Origin of the sequence: Luteolibacter algae (genome assembly GCF_042683045.1) — a bacterium.
In the GTDB taxonomy this organism is placed as follows: Bacteria; Verrucomicrobiota; Verrucomicrobiia; order Verrucomicrobiales; family Akkermansiaceae; genus Luteolibacter; species Luteolibacter algae.
This window is the reverse complement of sequence record NZ_JBHUIT010000034.1, coordinates 171,957-193,010: the sequence shown is the minus strand read 5'-3', so window position 1 is coordinate 193,010 and position 21,054 is coordinate 171,957. Positions and strand designations below refer to the sequence as shown.

The following is a 21,054-nucleotide window of genomic DNA, read 5'->3' as shown; positions in this document are numbered from 1 at the left end:
GTTCCTTACGCATCACGGCCTTGTGAAAATCATCTGAATCGGATCAGTGCTTTTTCTTATGTGGAGGGCCCTTGGGCCTATCCTCCTCGGTAATCTGACCGTCCTTATTGGTATCCATACGTCTGAAAATCTGTCTTTTCTTTCCATCCGGAAGTTTTTTGAAAAATTCGCCTTTGCTGAATTCTTCGAAACTTAATCCACCACTCTTATCAACATCCAGCTGGCGGAATTCTTCCCTGTGGCGCCGCTCGGATTCATTGCGCATTTCTTCAATTTCACGAAAGCTGAGAACCCCATCGGAATCCTTATCCAATCGTGCAAACAAAACGTTGCGCTTTTCCTCCGGCAGCCGCTCCAGGCGTGGATGAGCGAAAAACTCCTCTCTGGATATATTTCCGTCGGCATTGGCATCCATACGCTTGAACATTCCATCAGGTGACGGCGGACGATCCGGCTCATGTCCCTTATTCCTGCGTGTCATTTTTCCATGCTCTTCCGCCATCGACGGGTGGTGAACCTTATCGCCAGGCCGATCATCCGGCTGCGCGTGCGATGGGGAAACCACCCCGCCAGCACAGATTCCGATTAGAAGTATGGTTTTCATTAAAAATTAAAGTTTAAAGTTTGGACATTAGGAGCAAATATCCGCCCGCGTTTATAGCAACACCACTAATACGGCAAAGTTTCATACAATTTTCAACTGCCCTGGCCAATCCTTTCTACCCGCATGCACATCAGCGACATTCTCTCCAACCCGAAGCCATCGTTGTCCTTCGAGTTTTTCCCGCCCCGTTCCAGCTCTGCATGGGAAGAGCTTTATGAAACCATCCGTGATCTGGAAACGCTTTCCCCCTCTTTTGTGTCCGTCACATATGGAGCGGGTGGCGGCACCAGAGAGCTGACCCATGATCTGGTTCTCCGCATAAAACAGACCACGAGCATCCCGCCGGTGCCGCATCTCACCTGTGTCGGGCACAGCCGGGAAGAGATTGATTCGATTCTTACCCGCTATGCGGAAGCCGGAGTCGCCAACATCCTCGCGCTCCGAGGCGATCCTCCGAAAAATCAACCGGATTACGATTGGTCACAGGGCGATTTCCGGTTCGCGGCAGATCTCGTAAGCCATATCAGAACCTTTAACGAATCCGGCCGTCATCTGGATCCACGCGGCTTCGGCATCGGCGTCGCAGGCTTTCCAGAGGGTCATCCCGCGACCCAGAACCGGGTGGAGGAACTGGACAACATGAAGGCAAAAGTCGATGCCGGAGCGGATTACATCTGCACCCAGCTATTTTTCGACAACCATGATTTCTTCGATTACCGGGAACGCTGTGAACTTGCGGGAATCAACGTTCCGATCATTGCCGGCATCATGCCCGTGACGACGCTCTCAAGTATGAAGAGGATGGCGGAACTGGCAGCTGGCGCCCGTTATCCCGCAAAACTGATTAAAGCGCTCAATCGGGCGGATGCCAGCGGCCCGGAGGCTGTCGAACGCGCCGGCATCCACTATGCCGCACAGCAATGCGCAGAATTACTGGATAACAAAGTCGCTGGTATCCATTTCTACACCTTGAATAAATCCCACGCCACCAGACAGATCTATTCCTCGCTGGGGCTCTGAAATATTTTTCCAAAATGTGAAAGAAATAGTCTCCGGATTGCTTATTAATCCATGTCGAAAGACGAGCGGTCCGAGCGAGACGCCTTCAGGTTATGGGTTTTTCCTGGAGGAAGGTCGGTCGGGCCGCTTTTCCTTTCCCCTTGAACAGCTCGGCAGGTTCAAAGCTTGAACAAGCTTCCACGTTTTCCTCCCAGCACTGCGGCTCCCATGATTGCCACGAAAAGAAAGACCATGGACCAAACCCCAAGCGCGGCGGCCAACTCCGTTCCATTTCCAAGGGTGCTGAGCAAGGTATAGATGGCCTTTGTGATCGGATAATGTTGGGTCTGCTGCGCTAAAATCAGGCTATCGCTGACTTCCAGCATAGAGAACGCAAAACCCAAAATTGCACCTGCGGCAAGATTTGCTGCGATAAGGGGAACAGCCACCCGTTGCAACATCCGCAAAGGCGATGCCCCAAGTGAGCGAGCAGCCTCCTCCAGGGCAGGATTGCTCTGTTGAAGCCCTGCTACCGCCGAACGGACCACATACGGCAAGCGCCGTATTCCATAAGCCACGACCAATAGCAGGAATGGGCTCTCTCCGGCTCCGATCAGCAGATGGAACGGCTTGCCCTGTTGTGAAAGAGCCAGGTAGCCGAAGGCCATTACCAATCCCGGCACAGCCAACGGAAGCATGACCATCGCATCCAGCCATCCCCGAATTTTCAGATCGGAACGAACAATTACCCAAGCCATTGCCACACCAACAACGACTGCTAGTAAAGTCGCCGTGCCCGCATACATCAGACTATTCTGTATCGAAGGGACGACGAGTCCACTACCCAGCGCTTCGATATAATGCCGAAGCGTCAGCTCGCCGGGGATAATTGTTCCATACCATCTTTCCGCCAGTGAGAGCAAAATCACTCCGGCATGCGGAATGAAAGCGATCACGAATATTCCCAAGAAAATGCCGGCACAGATGGAGCTTTTGACGGCGGAGAGCTTATGAGTGCTGTTCCTGCCTTTTGGGCGTGGAGCCGCACCCAAAGCGGATTTTCCAAGCACCACCTTTGCAATCGCAAAAACCATCACTGCAATTACAAGCAGAACGGCCGCCAACGCGTAGGGCACCGGATTATTTTCCAACCCTTTGATCCCATCAAAAATTTGCACGGGCGTGATTCGTGCGAAATCGAAGACCAACGGCACGCCGAGCTCTGTGAAGGACCAAATAAAGACAAGAGATGTGCCAGCGAAAACCCCTGGCATCGCCAACGGAAGGGTGATTCTTAGAAAACGCTTCCAAGGTGGGCAGCCGAGATTCTCCGCAGCCTGCTCCATTGCTGGATCGAGATTCGATAACGCCGCACTGATGTTGAGGTATAAAATAGGATAAAGATGCAGCGCATTCATCAAAGCCATTCCGCCGAACCGCCACTCAGCCAGCCAGTCGAATGGGGACATGGGATCCATCGCGCCCGACCGAATCAGCAGCGCATTCAGGGCCCCATTCACTCCCAACATTTGCTTGATTCCGACAGCCCCAACAAATGGGGGTAAAATCATCGGAGCAAGTATCAGCACAGAGAGGAATCGTTTCCCGAAAAAGTCATATCGGTGGCCGATCAGCGCCAAAGGAAAAGCGATTATGAGCGTGGAAGCAGTGCTGGCAAATCCCATACACAATGCGTTTACAAGACCCTGCCGGTAGATCGGGTTCGAAAAGATCTGACCTAGCACCTTCCAGGTCCAGACCGTTTTTCCGTCATCGTCGGCCATCTCAAATGCCTGTCTCATCACCATCCCGGCCGGGTAGAAAAAAAACACAGCAAATAGTGCCATACCCGCCAGAGCGATCGTCCATGCCAGATTCCGGTTCATCATTTCAACGGTCGTTTAGTTACGGACTCAGCGATCTTCTCCGCCTGCTGATAATTCGCCCGGAACATCTCTCCAAGTTCATGCATCCGCGCGGCCTGGATCATTGGATCTCTGCTGTCCAAGCCGGGATCCCCCTGCCCTGCAATCCGGTAGGATACGTTCGAAACATCCTGGAATACAGCCATAGCCTCATCCGGCATACCCGCAGCAATCATTGCCTGCCATGCACTTTTCATTTCCTCATGTGAGTCGATACACATCACTTTTACCAGCTGGCGCAGTGTATTGAACACTTTGCCTGTAAGCTCTTTTTCATAGATGAAATTCGCATCGCCTTCGTAAGGCCTCACGTCCGGCATGGTTGTCAGCGGCATGGTCTGATCGTCGTAAACGTCGCGCCGGATTGGAGAACGGTGCAATGCCCTCCTGACAGGACCACCATCGCTTCCGGGAAGCAAAAACCAGAGTTTCTGAGCTTCTTCCGACATACAGAAACCGACGAATTCCTGGGCAATGATAGGATGCGGAGCTCCCTTCAGGACAGCGATCGGATCCGCACTCATCGTAGTCCCGCCCTTTGGTGCAATCCATACCACACGTGGCCTACCCTCGCGAGTGCTCAGCTCGGAAGCGTAGCTGCGACCATAGAAATCGATACTCATCCCAGCCGCCGCATTACCCTGGCCGACATCTTGCGGGATCTTCGAAGCGCTATCTGTAAAATATCGTGCGTTGGCAGCCATTCTCTGGATGAGCTGCAGGCCTTCGTCCCATCCTTTTTCGAGGCTATCCCCCCTGGACCGGGCGGCTTGCATTTCTCCCTGGACGATGAGCTCGAAAGTTCTGGCAACCGATCCACTCTTTGACGGATCCGCAAGGGCTAAAGTTCCAGCATATCCCTTGTCTCCAAGATCCTGCCACCTCCCGGGAGCGGAAATCCCCAGACGCTTTATGAAATCCGGATTGTAGCAAATCCCAAACTGAGAGATACAGGTTCCCACCCAGACTTTATCCTCCGCATAAAACCTCTCACCGCTGAATACTTCCGGAACAGGTTTCCCATCGCCGAACAATTCCGGCTTTCGACCAAAGATATCCAGCGGCACAAAGCGCCCCAGTTTTGCCTGGCCGCTGAAATCCGGCTCACCTCCGCCAAAAAACAGATCCACGCCTATTCCTTGCCGGCCGGTTTCTTCTGCGGCTTTAAATCCTGCGTCCAGGACCATGCGGATCTCAGAAGTGCCGCCGGGAGTCCGCCAATCAACGTAAATACTTCTATCTTTCTCCCTTTTCCAGTATGCGGCAAAAGCCTCGCCAAATTCTCTTCTAATCGATTCATTGTGGGGCGAAATAATCACCAGCCTGTCATCCGCAGTGGCCGGCGATGCAGTCTCGCTCTCACGTTTGAGAAGCAGTGGTAGTCCGATAATAGCTCCAAGAAGCGCAATGATGATTATGAGTCGAGCTTTCATATCCGAAGCGCCTGTTTTTTGGGTTAGGACTTGGGAAAAATCACGATATCTCCATGCCTTGCATGGAGCGTCACGTGATCGCCCACAGAGTGCAGGACGTAGGGATTCATCTCCACCACCTGCTGGCGCCCGATGACCGTATCGACAAAATATTCGATGCGCTGGCCGAGATAGCTGCGCTCCACAACTTTTCCAGCAATCTCGTTTTCGCCGCTTTCCTTGTGAAGCCTCCATACCTCCGGACGGATGGAGACAGTGGCTTTTTCGCCCGGTTGACCACGCCAATTTTTATCCGTCACCCGGCCTACAAGCGCGGTGCCATTGATCTTCACAAAACAAAAATCCTCATGCATCTCCATCACATCACCATCGGCAAGATTTGTTTCACCGATGAAGCTTGCAACGTGGGAATAGGCTGGCTGGCGATAGATTTCCTCCGGCGTGCCGATCTGTGCAATTCTGCCTTTTGCCAGAACCGCCATCCTGTCGGCCATCGCCAAGGCTTCTTCCTGATCGTGGGTGACGTAGATGGCTGTGAGCCCATTATCCTTCACAATGCTCCGGATCTCGCGACGCATCTCTATCCTTAACTGCGCGTCCAGATTCGACAGCGGCTCATCGAGCAAAAGACATCTCGGCTTCACCACAAGCGCCCGTGCCAGGCTCACACGCTGCTGTTGCCCACCCGAGAGCTGATCGATCGAGCGCTCACCATACCCCTCAAGCCGGACCATTTTCAGAGCCTCCGCGACACGTTCCTTGATTTCGGCTTTTGGGATTTTCCTTTCTTCCAAACCAAATGAGATATTCCTGCTGACCGATAGATGAGGCCATAGAGCATAGCTTTGGAAAACCATCGCCGCTTCCCGTTTGTGCGGCGCGAGCTTCGTCACATCAAGTTCACCGAAGAAGATCCTGCCATCGGAGGGAGTTTCCAGCCCTGCGATACAACGCAGCAACGTGGTCTTTCCACACCCTGACGCCCCGAGCAGAAAAAAAAGCTCACCGGCTTTTATTTCCAGATTCAAGCCATTGAGAGCGACTACCGCGCCATCAAATACTTTGCTCACCTTCTCGACACGAATCGCTTCCATAGGACAACGGTCCGGATACTCATATCCGCGTGCTTTCAATGCAAGCACGATGCCCGTCTCTTATCAGAGCAAACCGATGCCATTATAGTCGCCTCCGAGAATTTCCCGGATACCAGGAGCCCTCAACCAGCTCCCGAGAATATCCGCATAAACACTCCGGAAATCGACAGAGTGCTCGAGATCGCCTTGGGAGAGTTCGCTCAGACTCGGGTATTTTCCATAAAGTCCTCCTTTCACTCCGCCTCCGGCCACGAACATGCAGGATGCCTTGCCGTGGTCCGTGCCGCCACTGTCATTCTCAGCTACCCTCCGCCCGAATTCAGAGAAAGTCATCAGCACGACACGCTTGTCGTTCCCTTGCTCGCGAAGGTCTTCGAAAAAGGATTTCAAGGCAGAATCCAGCTGTCCTAGCAATCGGTCGTGCGAATTCACCTGACCGGTATGCGTGTCAAATCCACCATGGCTGACGTAGTAGACCCTGGTAGCCATCCCCCCGGCAATCATCCGCGAAACAAGATTCAGGTTTCTCGCGATCGAGGTTCCCTCATATTTAACGGATGTTTTATGTCTTGAGGCGACCTCCAGGATTTTCTTGGAGCTCAGCCGGGCATCCAGCGCGACACGTTCCAGAAACTGCAGGTTCGATTCTCCTACCACGCCGCCGACCTTGCCTCCAGCCGGCATGTCGATGGAGCCGCCATCATTTGCGAGGTCATCGCCGGAAGGCTGATTCAGCTCTGCAAAGAATTCCTCCGCGCGGGCAAGATCGCCCCCACTGTGAATCCAGCGATAAAGCTCTGGAGAGCTCAAACTCACGCCCGGATTTTTCATCGCGCCAAAGCTCTCGGGAGTCGATTTATTAAAACTGATTCCCACCGTTGGGTCCAGACCCTTGCAGGCATTATCGAAATATCTACCCAACCAGCCGGTATTGGAGCGATTGCTCGTATCCGCCGTTTCCCAGATGGAAGTTGAAACGAAGTGGGACCGGTTCGGGTTAGGATAACCGACTCCCTGAACAATCCCCAGCTCGCCATCCTTGAACATCGAGCCTAGAAACGGCATCGAATCATTCAGCCCCACCCCATCGGCCAGCGTCATCAGATCTTTTTTCCTTTTCCCAATATTAGGACGATATTTATAGTAGTTATCGTCCTCGAAGGGCACCAACGTATTCAATCCGTCGTTGCCGCCTGCGAGCTGGAGGACCACCAGAATCGTATCATCCTTACCACTGGCGAACTGCACCGAGCGATCTGCAGCTTCGGCTCCCAGCTGCGCAAATGTCCTGTCCACAAAGCCCGGCAGTGTCCAGGTCGCCGAGGCACCAAGGACAGCGGATTTCACAAAATCTCTTCTCGTTTTCATAAAATTATTTCCAATAAAAGTTCAGCTCTCCGCCTATCTTAGCAGAGCTGGTAATAGGGTGTGCTCAGCATCAGGTGGCAGAGTTCGCCAAGCTCGGTATCGGTGAAAGCCACCCCCCTTTTTTCTTCCGCATATTCGATAAATGACGTTCTGGCTTTTTCCGGAATCGGCATACTGAAGAATCGGCCAATCAAGCCATCGACAAGCCTGCTGACATCCTGGCGATCGCGCTCTGCGACAAGGGAGGCATAATCTGGTGCAGTCGATTTTCCTTGTCTGCTCCGGCGCCCCCTCATTTTCCCGAGCCGCATCTTTCCGGTCCGGTTATCGCCCAGTCCGCCTTTGGTCACCATCCCCGCCAGGTTATAGCGGGCCAGCAGTGTATTTGTATTGATCCACGCCTTCCCCCAGTCCCAACCCGCAACATTCGGAGGCATAAAAAGCTGCTGCCCGAGCTGGGTCTGCCCGAGAATCGGGAGGCTTGGCGGAGGTTCTTCCAGTTCCAGTTCCTTGAGCATCTGCACCAGATATTGTATGGGACTTTTGATCTGCACAGCTCTTGAATTTTCACGATAAAATTCTTCCGAGAGAAAGATCTCACGCAGCACTGGAGCGATTTCATAATCGTTTTTCCGCAGAGAATCACCCAAGCTGATCTGGATCGTCGGTCCGGGATTTTCATACACGAAAAACTCCCACAGTTTCCCCGCCATGAAATTCGCGCACTCGTCTTTTCTGAAGATCAGCTTCACCACATCGGTCCCATTGAATCTGCCACTCCGTCCAAAGAGAGTTTTTTCGCTACCATCCCATCTTGTCACATTCTGGGTCACCTCCCCGGTGCGCCGGTTCAGCACGTATCCGGTAAAGGCCCGGGCAGCCTCACGCACATCGGTTTCCGTATAATTTCCCTCCCCGAGGGTGAACAACTCCATCACCTCGCGGGCGAAATTCTCATTCGGTTTCTCCCTGCTTGATCGTGGTAGATCGAGATAGAGCATCATCGCCGGGTCACGGACGATTGCCTGTGTGAGATCACGGAAATTGCCGGTCGCATGTTCCCGGAAAAGTGCATTTTGATTCATCAGAAACATCGGCTCCCTGACTTTCTGGGCCGATGTCGCGAAGTGATCGTGCCAGAACAAGGTCATTTTTTCCCGTAGTGGGGCCTGCGTCCTCAACATCCGTCGAAACCACCAACCCTGGGCCTCTATTCCCTGCCTGCGGACTTCTTTTTGACGTTCCCCCTGAATCATGCGCCGCAGCTTTGCACCTTCATCCGATGGAAGGGTTTTAATTTTTTCCATCATTTCCTGCCGTTCCACCAAGTGCTCGTGGCTTTTTGCCAATGCGCTCTCCAGGTCCGCCCATTCAGGCATTGGGAACGCCTTGATGCTTTCCTCCGGATTCAGCAATACGTCCACTGCCGCCTCCCGCCCGAGCGCGTGGAACCGGGAAATCTCATCTGGCGATCCGCCGAATCCCGCACGATTCAACAGATGTCTCGCCTCCGCTTTTGTCCAAGTGCCTGTCGCTTTCGGTAACATAAAAAATCTCCTCTACCCGATACATAACCCCATCAATTCATGACAGTTGCGCAAAAGCTTGATTTCCATTAATTCTTTGCGTGTATCTCCGCCTCTCCTGACCGACCACGCATCGCGGTCGACAGCAAAACATTTCACCAGCTTCACACCTTTGAGCCTTCCATTCGATAACGAGCCCGAACTTCTTTCTCCCGCTGGCAACTGGGATTGCGCCCGTGCGGCTGTCGCTGCAGGAGCAAATGCAATCTTCTTCGGACTGCCTAAGTTCAATGCGCGCCTACGTGCCGATAATTTCTCGGAAGAAGACCTCCCGGAGCTCATGGAATATCTTCACAAGCACGGCGTGAAAGGATTCATTGCGATGAACACCTTGATCTTTACCGAGGAAATCGAAGCCGCCGAGCAGCAGCTCCGGCTTATTGCGGCGGCGGGTGGCGATGCATTGATCATCCAGGATCTGGGATTGGCCAAGATGGCGCGGGCGATTGCTCCGGATGTCGAGCTTCATGCATCGACGCAGATGACCATCACTTCGCCGGAAGGCCTGTCATTTCTCGAGACAATTTTTCCGATGGAGCGCGCTGTGCTTTCGCGTGAGCTTTCGCTTGGTGAAATTGAGCGCTTCGCCTCTGTGGACGTAAAAACGCCACTGGAGGTTTTTGTTCATGGCGCTCTGTGCGTCGCCTACTCCGGCCAGTGTCTGACTTCCGAGTCTCTGGGCCAACGGTCCGCCAACCGTGGTGAATGTGCACAAGCCTGCCGCATGCCCTACGAGTTGGTCGTTGACGGGGAAACCAAGGACATGGGAGAGCACCGCTATCTTCTTTCCCCGCAGGATCTTGCCGCTGTCGATCTGATTCCGGGACTAATCAAGGCAGGTGTGAAGTCCTTCAAAATCGAAGGAAGACTCAAAACCCCGGAATACGTCGCGGCGGTAACACGTGTCTATCGGAAGGCGATTGATGCGGCGATGGCCCAGACCACCGGAACAGAAGCACTACCTCCTGTCACAGCAACGGACAAATACGAGCTTGAGATGACTTTCTCCCGGGGCCTCACGACTGGCTGGCTGGCCGGGACCAACCATCCGTATCTCACCCATGGGAAATTCGGAAAAAAACGTGGACCATTTCTTGGGACGATCATTGAGGCACAAAACGGCTGGATCAGGCTTGATGTGCCGCCCTCCCGGCAAACACCTCCCCTGAAGGCCGGCGATGGAGTCGTCTTCGATGCGGGCGAAAACCGGGATTTGGAGCAGGGCGCCGCAATCTGGAAAATCGAGAATGATCGAATCATCTTCCACCGCAACTTTTCAGGAATCAATTTCGACCGGATCCGCCCGGGCGTAACTCTCTATAAGACTTCGGATCCAGCCTTGGAATCATCCATTCGTAAATTCTGGCAGACCGCAAAACCTGCTATCAAAAAGACTCCACTGGATCTTACCGTCACCGGTTGCCCCGGCCAGCCACTTAGCGTTTCCACTAATGGTGTGGAATGCAAAACGGCTGTCGATCTATCAGAAGCGCAGAACCGCCCCCTGGCCACCGAAACCCTCATCGCGCAGCTTTCCCGTCTGGGTGATACGCCATACGCTCTCAATAGCCTCGATAATCGGCTTGTCGGTGATTGCCATCTAGCGATTTCCGCCTTGAACCAGGTCCGGAGAGATCTTGTCGCCGCATTGGAGGCGAAGAAACCTACCGTGAAAGTTCGTCAAACCAACGCAACGGCAAAAGATTTCCTCCCTGCCCTGACCGAAACCGAACGGACGGTCTCCACCCCTGCACTCAGCGTTCTGACACGTTCCCTACCCCAGCTGGAAGCAGCCTTGGAATCGGGCGTAGGGCAAATTTATTGTGATTTTGAGGATCCCCGCCGCTACAAGGATGCCATCGCGATGCGCGACTCTTCAGGAGCGGAATCCGCCATCATTCTAGCGACTCCGCGGATCATTAAAACCGGTGAAACTGGGTATTTGAAACTCATCGAACGAGCCGGACCCGACGGGCTGCTACTGCGCAATCTCGCCGCGCTTCATCATTATCGGGACCGCACGGATCTTATCAAAATCGGTGATTTCTCACTCAATGCCGCCAATCCACTAACCGCTAAGATCCTCAAGGAATCCGCGAACCTGGATCGGCTGACGATTTCCTATGACCTCAATATCACGCAGGTGCTGCAGCTCATCGCCAAAACCCCTGCAAATTGGCTGGAGCTAACTTTGCATCAGCACATGCCCATGTTTCATATGGAGCATTGTGTCTTCTGCACCTTCCTGAGCTCCGGCACCACTTACAAGGATTGTGGTAGACCCTGTGAAAAGCATGCTGTCCACCTTCGGGACCGTGTGGGACAACTTCATCGTCTCCAGGCAGATGTCGGCTGCCGCAATACGTTGTTCAACGGACGCGCTCAAACCGGTGCCCGCTTCTTCCATCAACTTCTCAGCTCCGGGTTGAAAAACTACCGCATTGAGCTCCTTGATGAGGATAGGGAAGACGCCATTTCCACGATTCAAGCATATCAGGATCTGCTCGCTGGTAGAATCACTGCCGATCAGTTGCTGGATGAGATCCATGCTACCGAGAAGCTGGGCGTCACGGAAGGAACCCTGGTGTGAGCGGACATCGTCGGGAATTTAGCGGCAAATCGTCACCGCCGCGGCATTCATTGATCAAATCGCTGTTTTGAAATTTGAAGTTCTAGCCATTCTTTGCGTGAGCCTCGCTGCGTGTGAAAAACACCCGCAGACCGCGCGGCAAAAGCCTCCTTCCCAGCCACAAACAGCCACCCATTCCCGGAAAACGACAATTCCGGATTTCTCGAGCCTCGGCGCCGCACAGCAGAACCTGGCCCGCTTGCACCTCCAAGAGGGAGAGCCTGGAAAAGCGACCGCGTATTTGCTGGAGTCGCTGAAGAATCATCCATCTGAAATCACGGAACAGCTGCTTGATGAAATTTCATCGAAATCCGGATTCCCCGTTCCCACCTACGAGCTGCGGCATCCTTATCCGGTTGCTGATGTAGTCGGTAATCGATCGGAATCTGTCTTTGTCGCATTGGGTGGAAAGTATCCAACAGTTGTTCGCTGGGACCTGAAGCCCCGTCCATTGATCGGCGCGATCCTTTTTCCCACCAAGGCAGACACCATCGGTCCCCTTCGGCTCTCTCCGGATTCCCGCTATCTCCTGGTCTCGCGTGGAGATACAAATCTCCTCTGCAGCGCGGCAACCCTCAAACCAATCGCAAATCTCGGAGGCTTACCTCAAATCCCCGATTCATCAACACTGCAGACTTTCTCGGCGAATTCCTTACTGCTCGCGAATCCTATCTCTGACGGGAAGACGATCACCTGGAATATCCGGGACACAGCTACCGGGGAAATTTTGCGCAGAGAAACATTATCGGCATTTCCAAAACCTGTATCCGCCATCTTCGACCAGACCGTTCTGAAGATCACTCTTGAAAATCGTCAAAGACTCTCGATTCCTCTGCGGGGCGATGTCGAACACGACACGATAGCTTTCCATCACCTTTCTCCTCTCCCGTCTTCTCCATTTTCCATATCAGAAAATACGGTCACCCACCTCATTCGTTTGAAACTACCCGGAAAAGCTCCTGAGCGTTTACTCTCAGCAGCATGCGGATTCCGGATCGACCCATCATCGCAATTACCGGAGGCAATACCCGCGCCGGACCGATTGAACGAATTGCAAGGAATCGAAGGTAAGAACCTACCTGAAAGCTACACAATATATACGGCGGACGATGCGATACGACATCGTTTGGCCGCTGCCTTCCCCCACGATTTCCCGCAAATATCGTCTGCTGTGCTCGCCCATGAAGAGATTGTCAAAAGAACGTTTGCCAGTGGTGATTCGAAAGCCATCCGGGCGGTGATCGAATCCGCGCCCGAAGGGCTACCACTTGCTACCGCGCTGTATCTCGCTCTTGAGAAACAAGACGCGCAACTCATCGATCTGTGCATACATTATGCAAAGCAGCTACCGCCAGCGCTGGAAGTATTGGCAAGACAGCCTTTCAATCCCGGGGCCGTGGACTATCGGAAAATCCCTTTTGAAAATGATCTATATCCTTATGAGTCGCCGGATTTTTCACCAATTTTCAGCAAGTTGATTCAGCAAAAATCAGCGGATCTCGCCTCGATGAAGCTTCCCGAAGGCGCGGCTGAAGAAGAAATCCAGGAATTTGTGGCAGAATTATTGGATCGGGAAAATCTAATCAAGCTCGGCAAGCCAAACTTGGCGGCATCCGCCTTGGCTGCGGCAGAGAAGCTTTCCGCAGATACCGGGCACGCCGGTGCTTCACTACAGCTTGCGGAGATTGCGGGTCGATACGGAGCACTCCGCTCAGCCGTTTTACGGGTGCAGGCGATAGCCCACACCAGCCTTGGTGACTACCCGGCAGCCCACCGGGCATGGATCGATCTCATCAGTCAAGAGCATGAATCTGAACATTTTTCCACAGACTATGCGGAAGCTGCATATACGGCTTTTGAAAATGGCGATCCACGCCAGGCCATCGAAATCCTGAATACCGGCATATTTCGTTTTCCAAATGATCCGCTTTTCGCGATCCGCGCCGGCTGGATCGCTCTCCTGACCGATCACCCGACCGAAGGACTGGACTACCTCGAAAAGGCGGTGAAATTAGGCCTGCCTCCAGCCGAAATCGAGAACACCACCGCCTTACTCGCAATCGCCTATACCCAAGGCGGTGAAATCGAAAAGGCCTACGGCTACTTGGAGCAATTGAAGGCCATCACACCGGAATGGGCCGATCCGGCAACGATTGAAAAATTACCCTGGCCGGAGCCGCTGAAGGCCTCGCTGCGTCAACTCATCTGGCAGCCCTAGGGGGGAACCTAACCCTTGCGGTAACCGGAAAATGATCCGAAAGGTAGGGTTCACCGCTTCTGACAATTTTCGCCTCCAGGACACTCGCTTCTTTCGAAACAAAAATATGATCCACTTTCCACTGGCGGTTCGGATCACTCATCCAGAAGTGCAAGGTCCCGCGCTTTGACTCGTTCGGGTGGAGCGCGGCAAAGGTCTCCCGCAAGTCCGGGAAATCCGATACTTTCTCAATCTCCGAGCTTTTGCCCGAAAGAAACCGAAGTGCCTGATTGTTCTCGACTGCATTGAAATCGCCCATCCAGACGACCGGATCCCGGGAAGAGTTCATCTCCGATAGTTTCCTAGCCATCAGCCGCACACCCTTCTCACGTGAGACCTGGCTCTTGTGGTCCAGATGCATATTGATTGCCCAAAATCGTTGCCCGCTGGAGCGATCCGTCAGCAGGACCCATGTGGCGATCCTCGGGATCCGGTTTCCCCAGCTTTTACTGCCGGGAACTTCCGGAGTATCAGACAGCCAGACCATTCCACTCCTTCCATCATCTTTCTCAAAACGGTCCTTGTTGAAAAAAATTCCAGCATACTCGCCCGAGCGCTTGCCGTCATCACGACCGACACCCGAAAACGCATAATCGGGAAGGGAAATTCTCAGATCGGCCACTTGCCCGTGCAAACCTTCCTGTATACCAAGGATATCAGGTTTCTGTTCGCGGATGCTCCCTACAATTCCCACAACCCGCTCGGACCATGCCCGCCGGCCCACTTCCTCTGCGTTTTCATAGCGGAGGTTGAACGTCATCAGCTTTAGCTCCATACTCCCGTCCTCACTCAACGGCACGGCCTTGGGTATCTCCCGTTGCCTTTTCTCACATCCGCTCAAAAATGGTAAAACCATCGGAAAAATAAGGTATCTGAGCTGATTCGGATTCATTTGGCCGGAATCTCCCACCTCCCTGGCCCTCCGTCAATCCAGGCCTGGAGCGAGGGCTTTTTTAAGGTTGCAAAAGCCTCCGCACTCAATCATGTTGCCGACGTTGACACGACGGTAGGCAGCCTCAGGACATTCTCCTCGGCCGCCAGCACAAGCAATCGTCTCCCTCGTCACCTCCTGCCTTTTGGTTGAATGTTTCATTTGGGAAATTTCTGCTTAAACCGTCTCCTTTCAGGCCTTCCGGAGGATTTCCATATCTTCGGTGCGTCATCCCAACTACTCTAAACAACTACTCACAGCCCTATGGCCGGTAACCACAAGTGGTCCATGGTCGAATATAACAAAGCCATCGTCGATGACTTACAAGGCCGGTTCCTTTGCACACTTTTGCAATCGACCAGGTCTCGCACAACCGACTCCGCTGCCATCTATTGCGCTGACTTTTTGGGAATGGACGGAAAATAATTCCAATCCCACCACAGCCCAAAAATACCAATTTTCCCGATTAATTCCCTAATGAGCAAAAATACCAGCGACGAACTTTTTGAACGAGCTTCTACCGAAGTCGAAGCGAAACCAGCTCGCAAAAGCGCAGCAAAAAAGGCTACCGCTAAAAAAACTACGGTGAAAAAAGTTGCGGCCAAAAAGGCAATTGCCAAAAAAGCCGTTAAGAAAGTGGCAGCAAAAAAAGTCGCTGCAAAGAAAGCGGCTTCCAGGAAGGCAGCCGAGCCCGCTATTTCCGCGGAGCCTAAAGGAGAATCTGCCGCCAAGAGACCAAAAGCTCCCGCCAAGTCAAAAGCGTTGGAGAAAAAGACACAACAGGTGCCTGCACCGACTGCGCAAGCTCCACAACCGGCTTCGATCCCTGCTCCGGCACCACTTCAAGCTCCAAAACCTATTGAACTTTCGCCTCCTCCCGCTCCGGCAGCACCCGCACCGCAGGCCCGTGAAGCCCGGCAGGACGAACTCCGCCAACAGAATCCCCCCCGCATTGGACGAGTTCCCGGCGGCGGCCCGGTCAATCAGCAGGAAAATCGTGCCCAGGGATCGCCCGAGGGCCAGGAGCAACGCGAATCACGCTCAAAGAAGCGTCGTGAAAAGCGCAAGCGGAGACGCGATAACTTTTCTGATAACAACCAGAACCAGGATGCCCGGAATAATCGCCGTGAATCTCCGCGTCCGGAACGCCAGCAGGAAGACCGCTCGCCGACGGTCCTGACCGGTGAGAAAATCGAGGCCGATGGAATTATTGAAATGACGCCGAAAGGTTTCGGTTTCCTCCGGCTCGCAGACAGTAATTTCGAGCAGGCAAAGGAAGATATTTTCATCTCACCGGAGCTTATCCGCCGTCATTCACTGCGTCACGGCCAGTGGCTTCACGGCTTCCACCAAAGTAGCAACCGCGGGCCGCAGCTTGTTGAAATCTCCCAAGTGAATGGAATGCTTCCCGACGAAGCGGCAATCCTACCTCATTTCGATGAACTCAAAGCAGTCAATCCCAACAAACGGATTTCTTTTGAGACCACTCCCGATCGCTACACCACACGGGTTGTCGATATCGTGGCACCTGTGGGGCGGGGTCAACGGGGACTTATTGTCTCTCCACCGCGATCCGGGAAAACCACGCTTCTCCTGCACATGGCGGAAGCGATTCGCGAAAAATACGACGAGCAAATTCATCTGATGATCCTTCTCGTCGATGAGCGCCCGGAAGAAGTAACGGAATTCCGGCGAGCATTACCCGGCGCAGAAATCTACGCTTCATCGAATGACGAACAGGCACGGAATCACTGCCGGATCGCAGAGCTCGCCATTGAGCGTGCCAAGCGCCTGGTGGAAGCCGGAAAAGATGTCTTCCTCCTGATGGACTCCATTACCCGTCTTGCCCGCGCCTACAATGGCAATATGGGAATGGGCAAAGGCAATAAAGGCCGCGGCCGTGCCACTGGCTCCGGCGGTATCACCATTGGAGCACTGGAAGTTCCACGCCGCCTTTTCGCTGCCGCAAGAAATACCCGCGAGGCCGGCTCGCTCACGATACTGGCAACCGCATTGATCCAGACAAATTCCCGTGCCGACGAAGCTATTTTCATGGAATTCAAAGGCACCGGCAATATGGAGCTAGTGCTCGACCGTAAAATTGCCGAAAGCTACATCTACCCGGCGGTCGATATCTTCAAATCGGGCACCCGGAGGGAGGAACTCTTACTTCCGGAGCACACCTTGCATAAGATCCATTTGATCCGGCGCGGTCTCTCCGGACACCGTCCATACGAAGCCATGGAGCGCTTGTTGTATTTCATCAAAAAATTCCCGAACAATCCGCAAATGTTGTTGGAAATCAAAGGCTGAAACACGATATCTGACCGATCAGGAAAACCTTCGCTTTTTCCCGAGATCCGTTCATCGTCCCCCACTCATTTGCAACCGATCATTTCTCACTGATTCCCTAAATGCACACTCTCTTTGTCGAAAAGCGTCCACACTTCGCCTCGGAAGCCCGTCATCTTCTCCACGATCTTCGTGAGTCATTAAATCTTTCTAAAATCGCCTCGTTGCGTCTGTTGAACCGCTACGATATAGAGGGAATCAGCGATTCCGAGTTTGATCTGGCAGCGACCCGGATTCTTTCGGAGCCACAGGTTGACACGACCTCGACAAGTCTTTCGCGCTCTCCCGATGAGAACGCATTTGCATTTTCCTACCTACCCGGACAGTTCGATCAACGCGCGGATTCCGCAGCCCAGTGCATCCAGATACTCACTGGAAAAGAAAAGCCGAAGGTCTTCTCCTCGAGGGTTGTTCTTATCACCGGTGAGCTTTCCGAGAGTGAGCTTGCGGCGATCAAATCCTACATTATCAATCCAGTCGATTCCCACGAGATCCCTGTTGACGCTGCAGTCAGCGCACCAGCTTCACAGGCCCCGGCGGATGTGGAAATTCTCGAAAGCTTTCTAAGTGATCCACCGGCGAAAATTCGTTCGGAACTCTCCCTCGCCATGTCGGAGGACGATGTTGAGTTCACCCAAAAATACTTCAAGGAGGAAGAAAAGCGTGCGCCTTCACTGACAGAGATCCGTATGCTCGACACCTATTGGTCGGATCACTGCCGCCACACAACCTTTCTCACAGCTATCGATAATGTCGCTTTCGAGCCAGGTTCGGAAATCGTCGAAGAGACCTACGAAACTTACCGCAAGGTTCGTCAGTCACTAGGTCGCGATGAGAAACCTGTCACTCTGATGGACATCGCGCTCATCGGCATGCGCGAGCTGAAAGCCTCCGGAGAGCTCGATAATCTGGAGGTTTCAGAAGAAATCAATGCAGCTTCTATCGTGGTTCCAGTAGAAATCACTGAAGATGATTCCAATACATCTACCGAAGAATGGTTGGTTCAGTTCAAGAACGAGACTCACAACCACCCCACGGAGATCGAGCCCTTCGGTGGAGCCGCAACCTGCCTAGGGGGCTGCATCAGAGATCCTCTTTCCGGACGCTCCTACGTGTATCAGGCAATGCGTGTGACAGGCGCTGCCAATCCCCTGACTCCTTTTTCCGAGACACTTCCCGGCAAACTCCCGCAGAAAAAAATCTGCCAGGTCGCGGCCAAAGGTTATTCCTCCTACGGGAACCAGATCGGTCTCGCCACCGGTCAAGTCGCTGAAGTGTATCATCCCGGTTACGTGGCAAAACGTCTTGAAATCGGGGCCGTCGTCGCAGCAGCACCTCGGAAAAATGTCTTCAGAGGCAGCCCTTCCCCCGGCGATGTTATTCTGCTCATCGGCGGACGGACGGGACGGGACGGAGTGGGCGGTGCTACAGGTTCATCAAAGGAACATACCGAAACGGCTCTCGAAAACTCCGCCGAGGTCCAGAAAGGCGATGCCCCGACCGAGCGGAAGATTCAACGGCTCTTCCGCAATACAGAGCTCACCCGGAAGATCAAGATTTGTAACGATTTCGGAGCCGGTGGAGTCTCCGTAGCGATCGGTGAGATCGCGCCCTCACTGGTCATCAATCTGGATGCGGTGCCGAAGAAATATGAGGGTCTTGATGGCACGGAACTCGCCATTTCCGAATCGCAGGAGCGCATGGCTGTCTGTGTGGACCCTTCGGAAATCGACTTCTTCATTCGTGAAGCTGACAAAGAAAACCTGGAGTGCGTGCATGTCGCCGATGTGACAGATTCCGGTCGTTTGATTATGACATGGCGTGGCAAGAAGATCGTCGATCTCTCCCGGGCATTCCTTGATACCAATGGAGTTCAACAAAAAGCCTCCGTTGTAGTCACCGGCTTCAACTTCCATGACTCCGCTCACCACAATGTGACCTCTCTCGAAGAGCACCTTTCGTCACTCAATATTGCCTCTCAAAAAGGTTTGGGCGAGATGTTCGATGGCTCCGTGGGAGCAGGAACGGTGTTGTGGCCGTTTGGTGGAAAAAATCAACTCACCGCACCGGAAGCTATGGTCGCCAAGCTGCCGCTTATGACAGGTGAAACCGATGCCGCTACTTATATGGCATGGGGGTTCGATCCACAGCTTTCCGCAAAATCTCCGTTTCACGGTGCTGCCTACGCAGTGACGGAATCTGTCTGCAAAGCTGTTGCGGCAGGTGCTCGGCTCAGCGACATACGTCTTACCCTCCAAGAGTTTTTCCCGCGTCTGGGTGGCGATCCGAAACGTTGGGGACTCCCCTTCGCCGCGCTTCTCGGAGCTTTCCGTGCCCAGCACGAGCTTCGTCTCGCAGCAATCGGCGGAAAAGACTCGATGTCGGGCTCCTTCAATGAGCTAGATGTCCCTCCGACCTTGGTTTCCTTCGCTCTCGCACCTGGTTCTGCCAGCCTGGCAACATCCCCTGAGTTCAAGCAGGATCATTCTACGGTAAGCATCGTGGAAACACCGATCCTTGAAAACGGTCTTCCGGATTTTGAAGCACTCAAACAAATTGCGGCTTCATTGCATGAGTTGAACAAAGCAGGCAACATACTCGCCCTCCATCACATTGGGCCAGCTGGTTTGGCCGCCACATTGACGAAAATGGCGCTCGGAAATGGCATCGGAATATCTGTCGATACCGATCAGGACTTCTATACTCCACGTTATTTCAGCTTTGTCATCGAGCATCACTCCCCGATCACCGGGCTGCTTCCCACTGCAAAAGAAATTGGCAGAACGCAAGCTGACCGGACGCTCACCCTCGGGTCCGAAAAACACAATCTTTGCAATCTCGAGAGCGCTTGGAGAAAGACTTTGGAGCCGATTTATCCGACCTCCCCGGCAGCAGACGAGAAGGAAGGCACCAAACAGCTTCCTGAGCCGGCCGTCAAATCGCTTTCGGGCAACAACCACAAATCGAAAAGCAGCACCAAGCCCCGCGTCCTGATTCCAACTTTCCCCGGAACCAACAGCGAATATGATTCAGCACGTGCGTTCTCTCGCGTCGGAGCGGAAACAAAGATCGAAGTCTTCCGAAACCTCTCTGCAACCCATATCGAGCAGTCCATTTCAGCTCTTGCCGATGAGATCAAAAAATCTCAAATACTTTTCATTCCGGGTGGCTTTTCCTCAGGCGACGAACCTGATGGCTCCGCTAAATTCATCGCTACAATTCTGCGGAATCCTATAATTTCGGATGCCATTGGTGATCTTCTGGAAAACCGTGATGGTCTGATCCTAGGTATTTGCAATGGGTTCCAGGCGTTGGTCAAAACCGGTCTTGTCACCCACGGGATAGTGCTCGATACGGACTCAGAATCAGCCACTCTCGTTCATAACGATATTTCCCGTCATATTTCACAGTATGTCAGCACCAAGGTGACAAACAATGCTTCCCCATGGTTAGCGAATATGAAAATCGGTGAAATCCATACGATTCCCGTTTCGCACGGTGAAGGTAAGTTTTTTGCTTCAAAGGAAGTTCTCGCCCAGCTTGCTGATAATGGACAGATTGCCACCCAATATTGCGACGCGACAGGCTCTGCAACCATGGAGTATCCGTTCAACCCAAATGGGTCGCTGGCTGCGATCGAAGGGATCACCTCTCCCTGTGGGCGCGTTTTCGGAAAAATGGCACATTCCGAGCGTTTTTCACGGAACGTTGCAAAAAACATCCCCGGTTTCAAAGATCAGCCGATTTTTGAAGCAGGTGTCTCGTATTTTGGATGAACAATATCCCCAGCCGGATCCTTTAAAATAGAAAAAGGATTCGGCCCATCTTCTACATGAAGCGATTTTTTTGTGATTATGGCATAAATAATGCTTCTAT

At 53.1% G+C, this 21,054-nt stretch carries 14 protein-coding genes; 5 read left to right on the top strand and 9 right to left on the bottom strand.

Annotation, left to right across the window (positions count from 1 at the left end):
- Positions 1–43: 43 nt before the first annotated feature.
- On the bottom strand, positions 44–604 hold the full coding sequence (locus ACFSSA_RS15330; RefSeq protein WP_386821507.1) for an EF-hand domain-containing protein: 561 nt from the start codon (positions 602–604) through the stop codon (positions 44–46).
- A gap of 123 nt (positions 605–727) precedes the next feature.
- On the opposite strand from ACFSSA_RS15330, the gene metF reads away from it, so the two are divergent.
- A complete protein-coding gene (gene metF, locus ACFSSA_RS15325) occupies positions 728–1,624 on the top strand; it encodes a methylenetetrahydrofolate reductase [NAD(P)H] (protein WP_386821506.1) in 897 nt (298 codons plus the stop codon).
- Positions 1,625–1,782: 158 nt separating this feature from the next.
- On the opposite strand, the gene ACFSSA_RS15320 is transcribed toward metF, so the two are convergent.
- The 5 genes from ACFSSA_RS15320 to ACFSSA_RS15300 are packed head-to-tail and all read right to left on the bottom strand — an operon-like array spanning position 1,783 to position 8,970.
- Positions 1,783–3,492 (bottom strand): ABC transporter permease, encoded by a 1,710-nt coding sequence (locus tag ACFSSA_RS15320; protein ID WP_386821505.1) that lies wholly within the window; start codon positions 3,490–3,492, stop codon positions 1,783–1,785.
- Positions 3,489–4,961 (bottom strand): ABC transporter substrate-binding protein, encoded by a 1,473-nt coding sequence (locus ACFSSA_RS15315; RefSeq protein WP_386821504.1) that lies wholly within the window; start codon positions 4,959–4,961, stop codon positions 3,489–3,491. The genes ACFSSA_RS15320 and ACFSSA_RS15315 overlap by 4 nt, the downstream gene beginning before the upstream one ends.
- Before the next feature lie 23 nt (positions 4,962–4,984).
- Positions 4,985–6,103: an ABC transporter ATP-binding protein gene (locus tag ACFSSA_RS15310; protein ID WP_386821503.1), complete on the bottom strand. Its 1,119-nt coding sequence runs from the start codon at positions 6,101–6,103 to the stop codon at positions 4,985–4,987.
- A 15-nt stretch (positions 6,104–6,118) separates the two neighbouring features.
- Positions 6,119–7,423 carry a DUF1501 domain-containing protein gene (locus ACFSSA_RS15305; RefSeq protein WP_386821502.1) on the bottom strand — a complete coding sequence of 435 codons (1,305 nt, stop codon included), beginning with the start codon at positions 7,421–7,423 and terminating at the stop codon, positions 6,119–6,121.
- 38 nt (positions 7,424–7,461) lie between these two features.
- On the bottom strand, positions 7,462–8,970 hold the full coding sequence (locus tag ACFSSA_RS15300) for a DUF1800 domain-containing protein (RefSeq protein WP_386821501.1): 1,509 nt from the start codon (positions 8,968–8,970) through the stop codon (positions 7,462–7,464).
- Positions 8,971–9,121: 151 nt separating this feature from the next.
- Between ACFSSA_RS15300 and ACFSSA_RS15295 the strand changes: the two genes are divergently transcribed.
- Complete coding sequence (locus ACFSSA_RS15295; protein WP_386821500.1) at positions 9,122–11,599, top strand: U32 family peptidase; 2,478 nt, start codon at positions 9,122–9,124, stop codon at positions 11,597–11,599.
- 67 nt (positions 11,600–11,666) lie between these two features.
- Positions 11,667–13,856, top strand: a complete 2,190-nt coding sequence (locus ACFSSA_RS15290) for a hypothetical protein (RefSeq protein ID WP_386821499.1) — start codon at positions 11,667–11,669, stop codon at positions 13,854–13,856.
- On the opposite strand, the gene ACFSSA_RS15285 is transcribed toward ACFSSA_RS15290, so the two are convergent.
- The 3 genes from ACFSSA_RS15285 to ACFSSA_RS15275 form a co-directional block, all read right to left on the bottom strand.
- A complete protein-coding gene (locus ACFSSA_RS15285) occupies positions 13,840–14,787 on the bottom strand; it encodes an endonuclease/exonuclease/phosphatase family protein (RefSeq protein WP_386821498.1) in 948 nt (315 codons plus the stop codon). The two genes, ACFSSA_RS15290 and ACFSSA_RS15285, sit on opposite strands and share 17 nt — an antisense overlap.
- Before the next feature lie 33 nt (positions 14,788–14,820).
- Positions 14,821–14,988 (bottom strand): hypothetical protein, encoded by a 168-nt coding sequence (locus tag ACFSSA_RS15280; RefSeq protein WP_386821497.1) that lies wholly within the window; start codon positions 14,986–14,988, stop codon positions 14,821–14,823.
- A gap of 227 nt (positions 14,989–15,215) precedes the next feature.
- Positions 15,216–15,557, bottom strand: a complete 342-nt coding sequence (locus ACFSSA_RS15275) for a hypothetical protein (RefSeq protein WP_386821496.1) — start codon at positions 15,555–15,557, stop codon at positions 15,216–15,218.
- A gap of 52 nt (positions 15,558–15,609) precedes the next feature.
- Here ACFSSA_RS15275 and rho point away from each other — a divergent pair, with 52 nt between their 5' ends.
- Both rho and ACFSSA_RS15265 read left to right on the top strand, forming a co-directional pair.
- Positions 15,610–17,139: a transcription termination factor Rho gene (gene rho / locus ACFSSA_RS15270; RefSeq protein WP_386821495.1), complete on the top strand. Its 1,530-nt coding sequence runs from the start codon at positions 15,610–15,612 to the stop codon at positions 17,137–17,139.
- A 101-nt stretch (positions 17,140–17,240) separates the two neighbouring features.
- Positions 17,241–20,954: a phosphoribosylformylglycinamidine synthase gene (locus ACFSSA_RS15265; protein ID WP_386821494.1), complete on the top strand. Its 3,714-nt coding sequence runs from the start codon at positions 17,241–17,243 to the stop codon at positions 20,952–20,954.
- Positions 20,955–21,054: the final 100 nt, after the last annotated feature.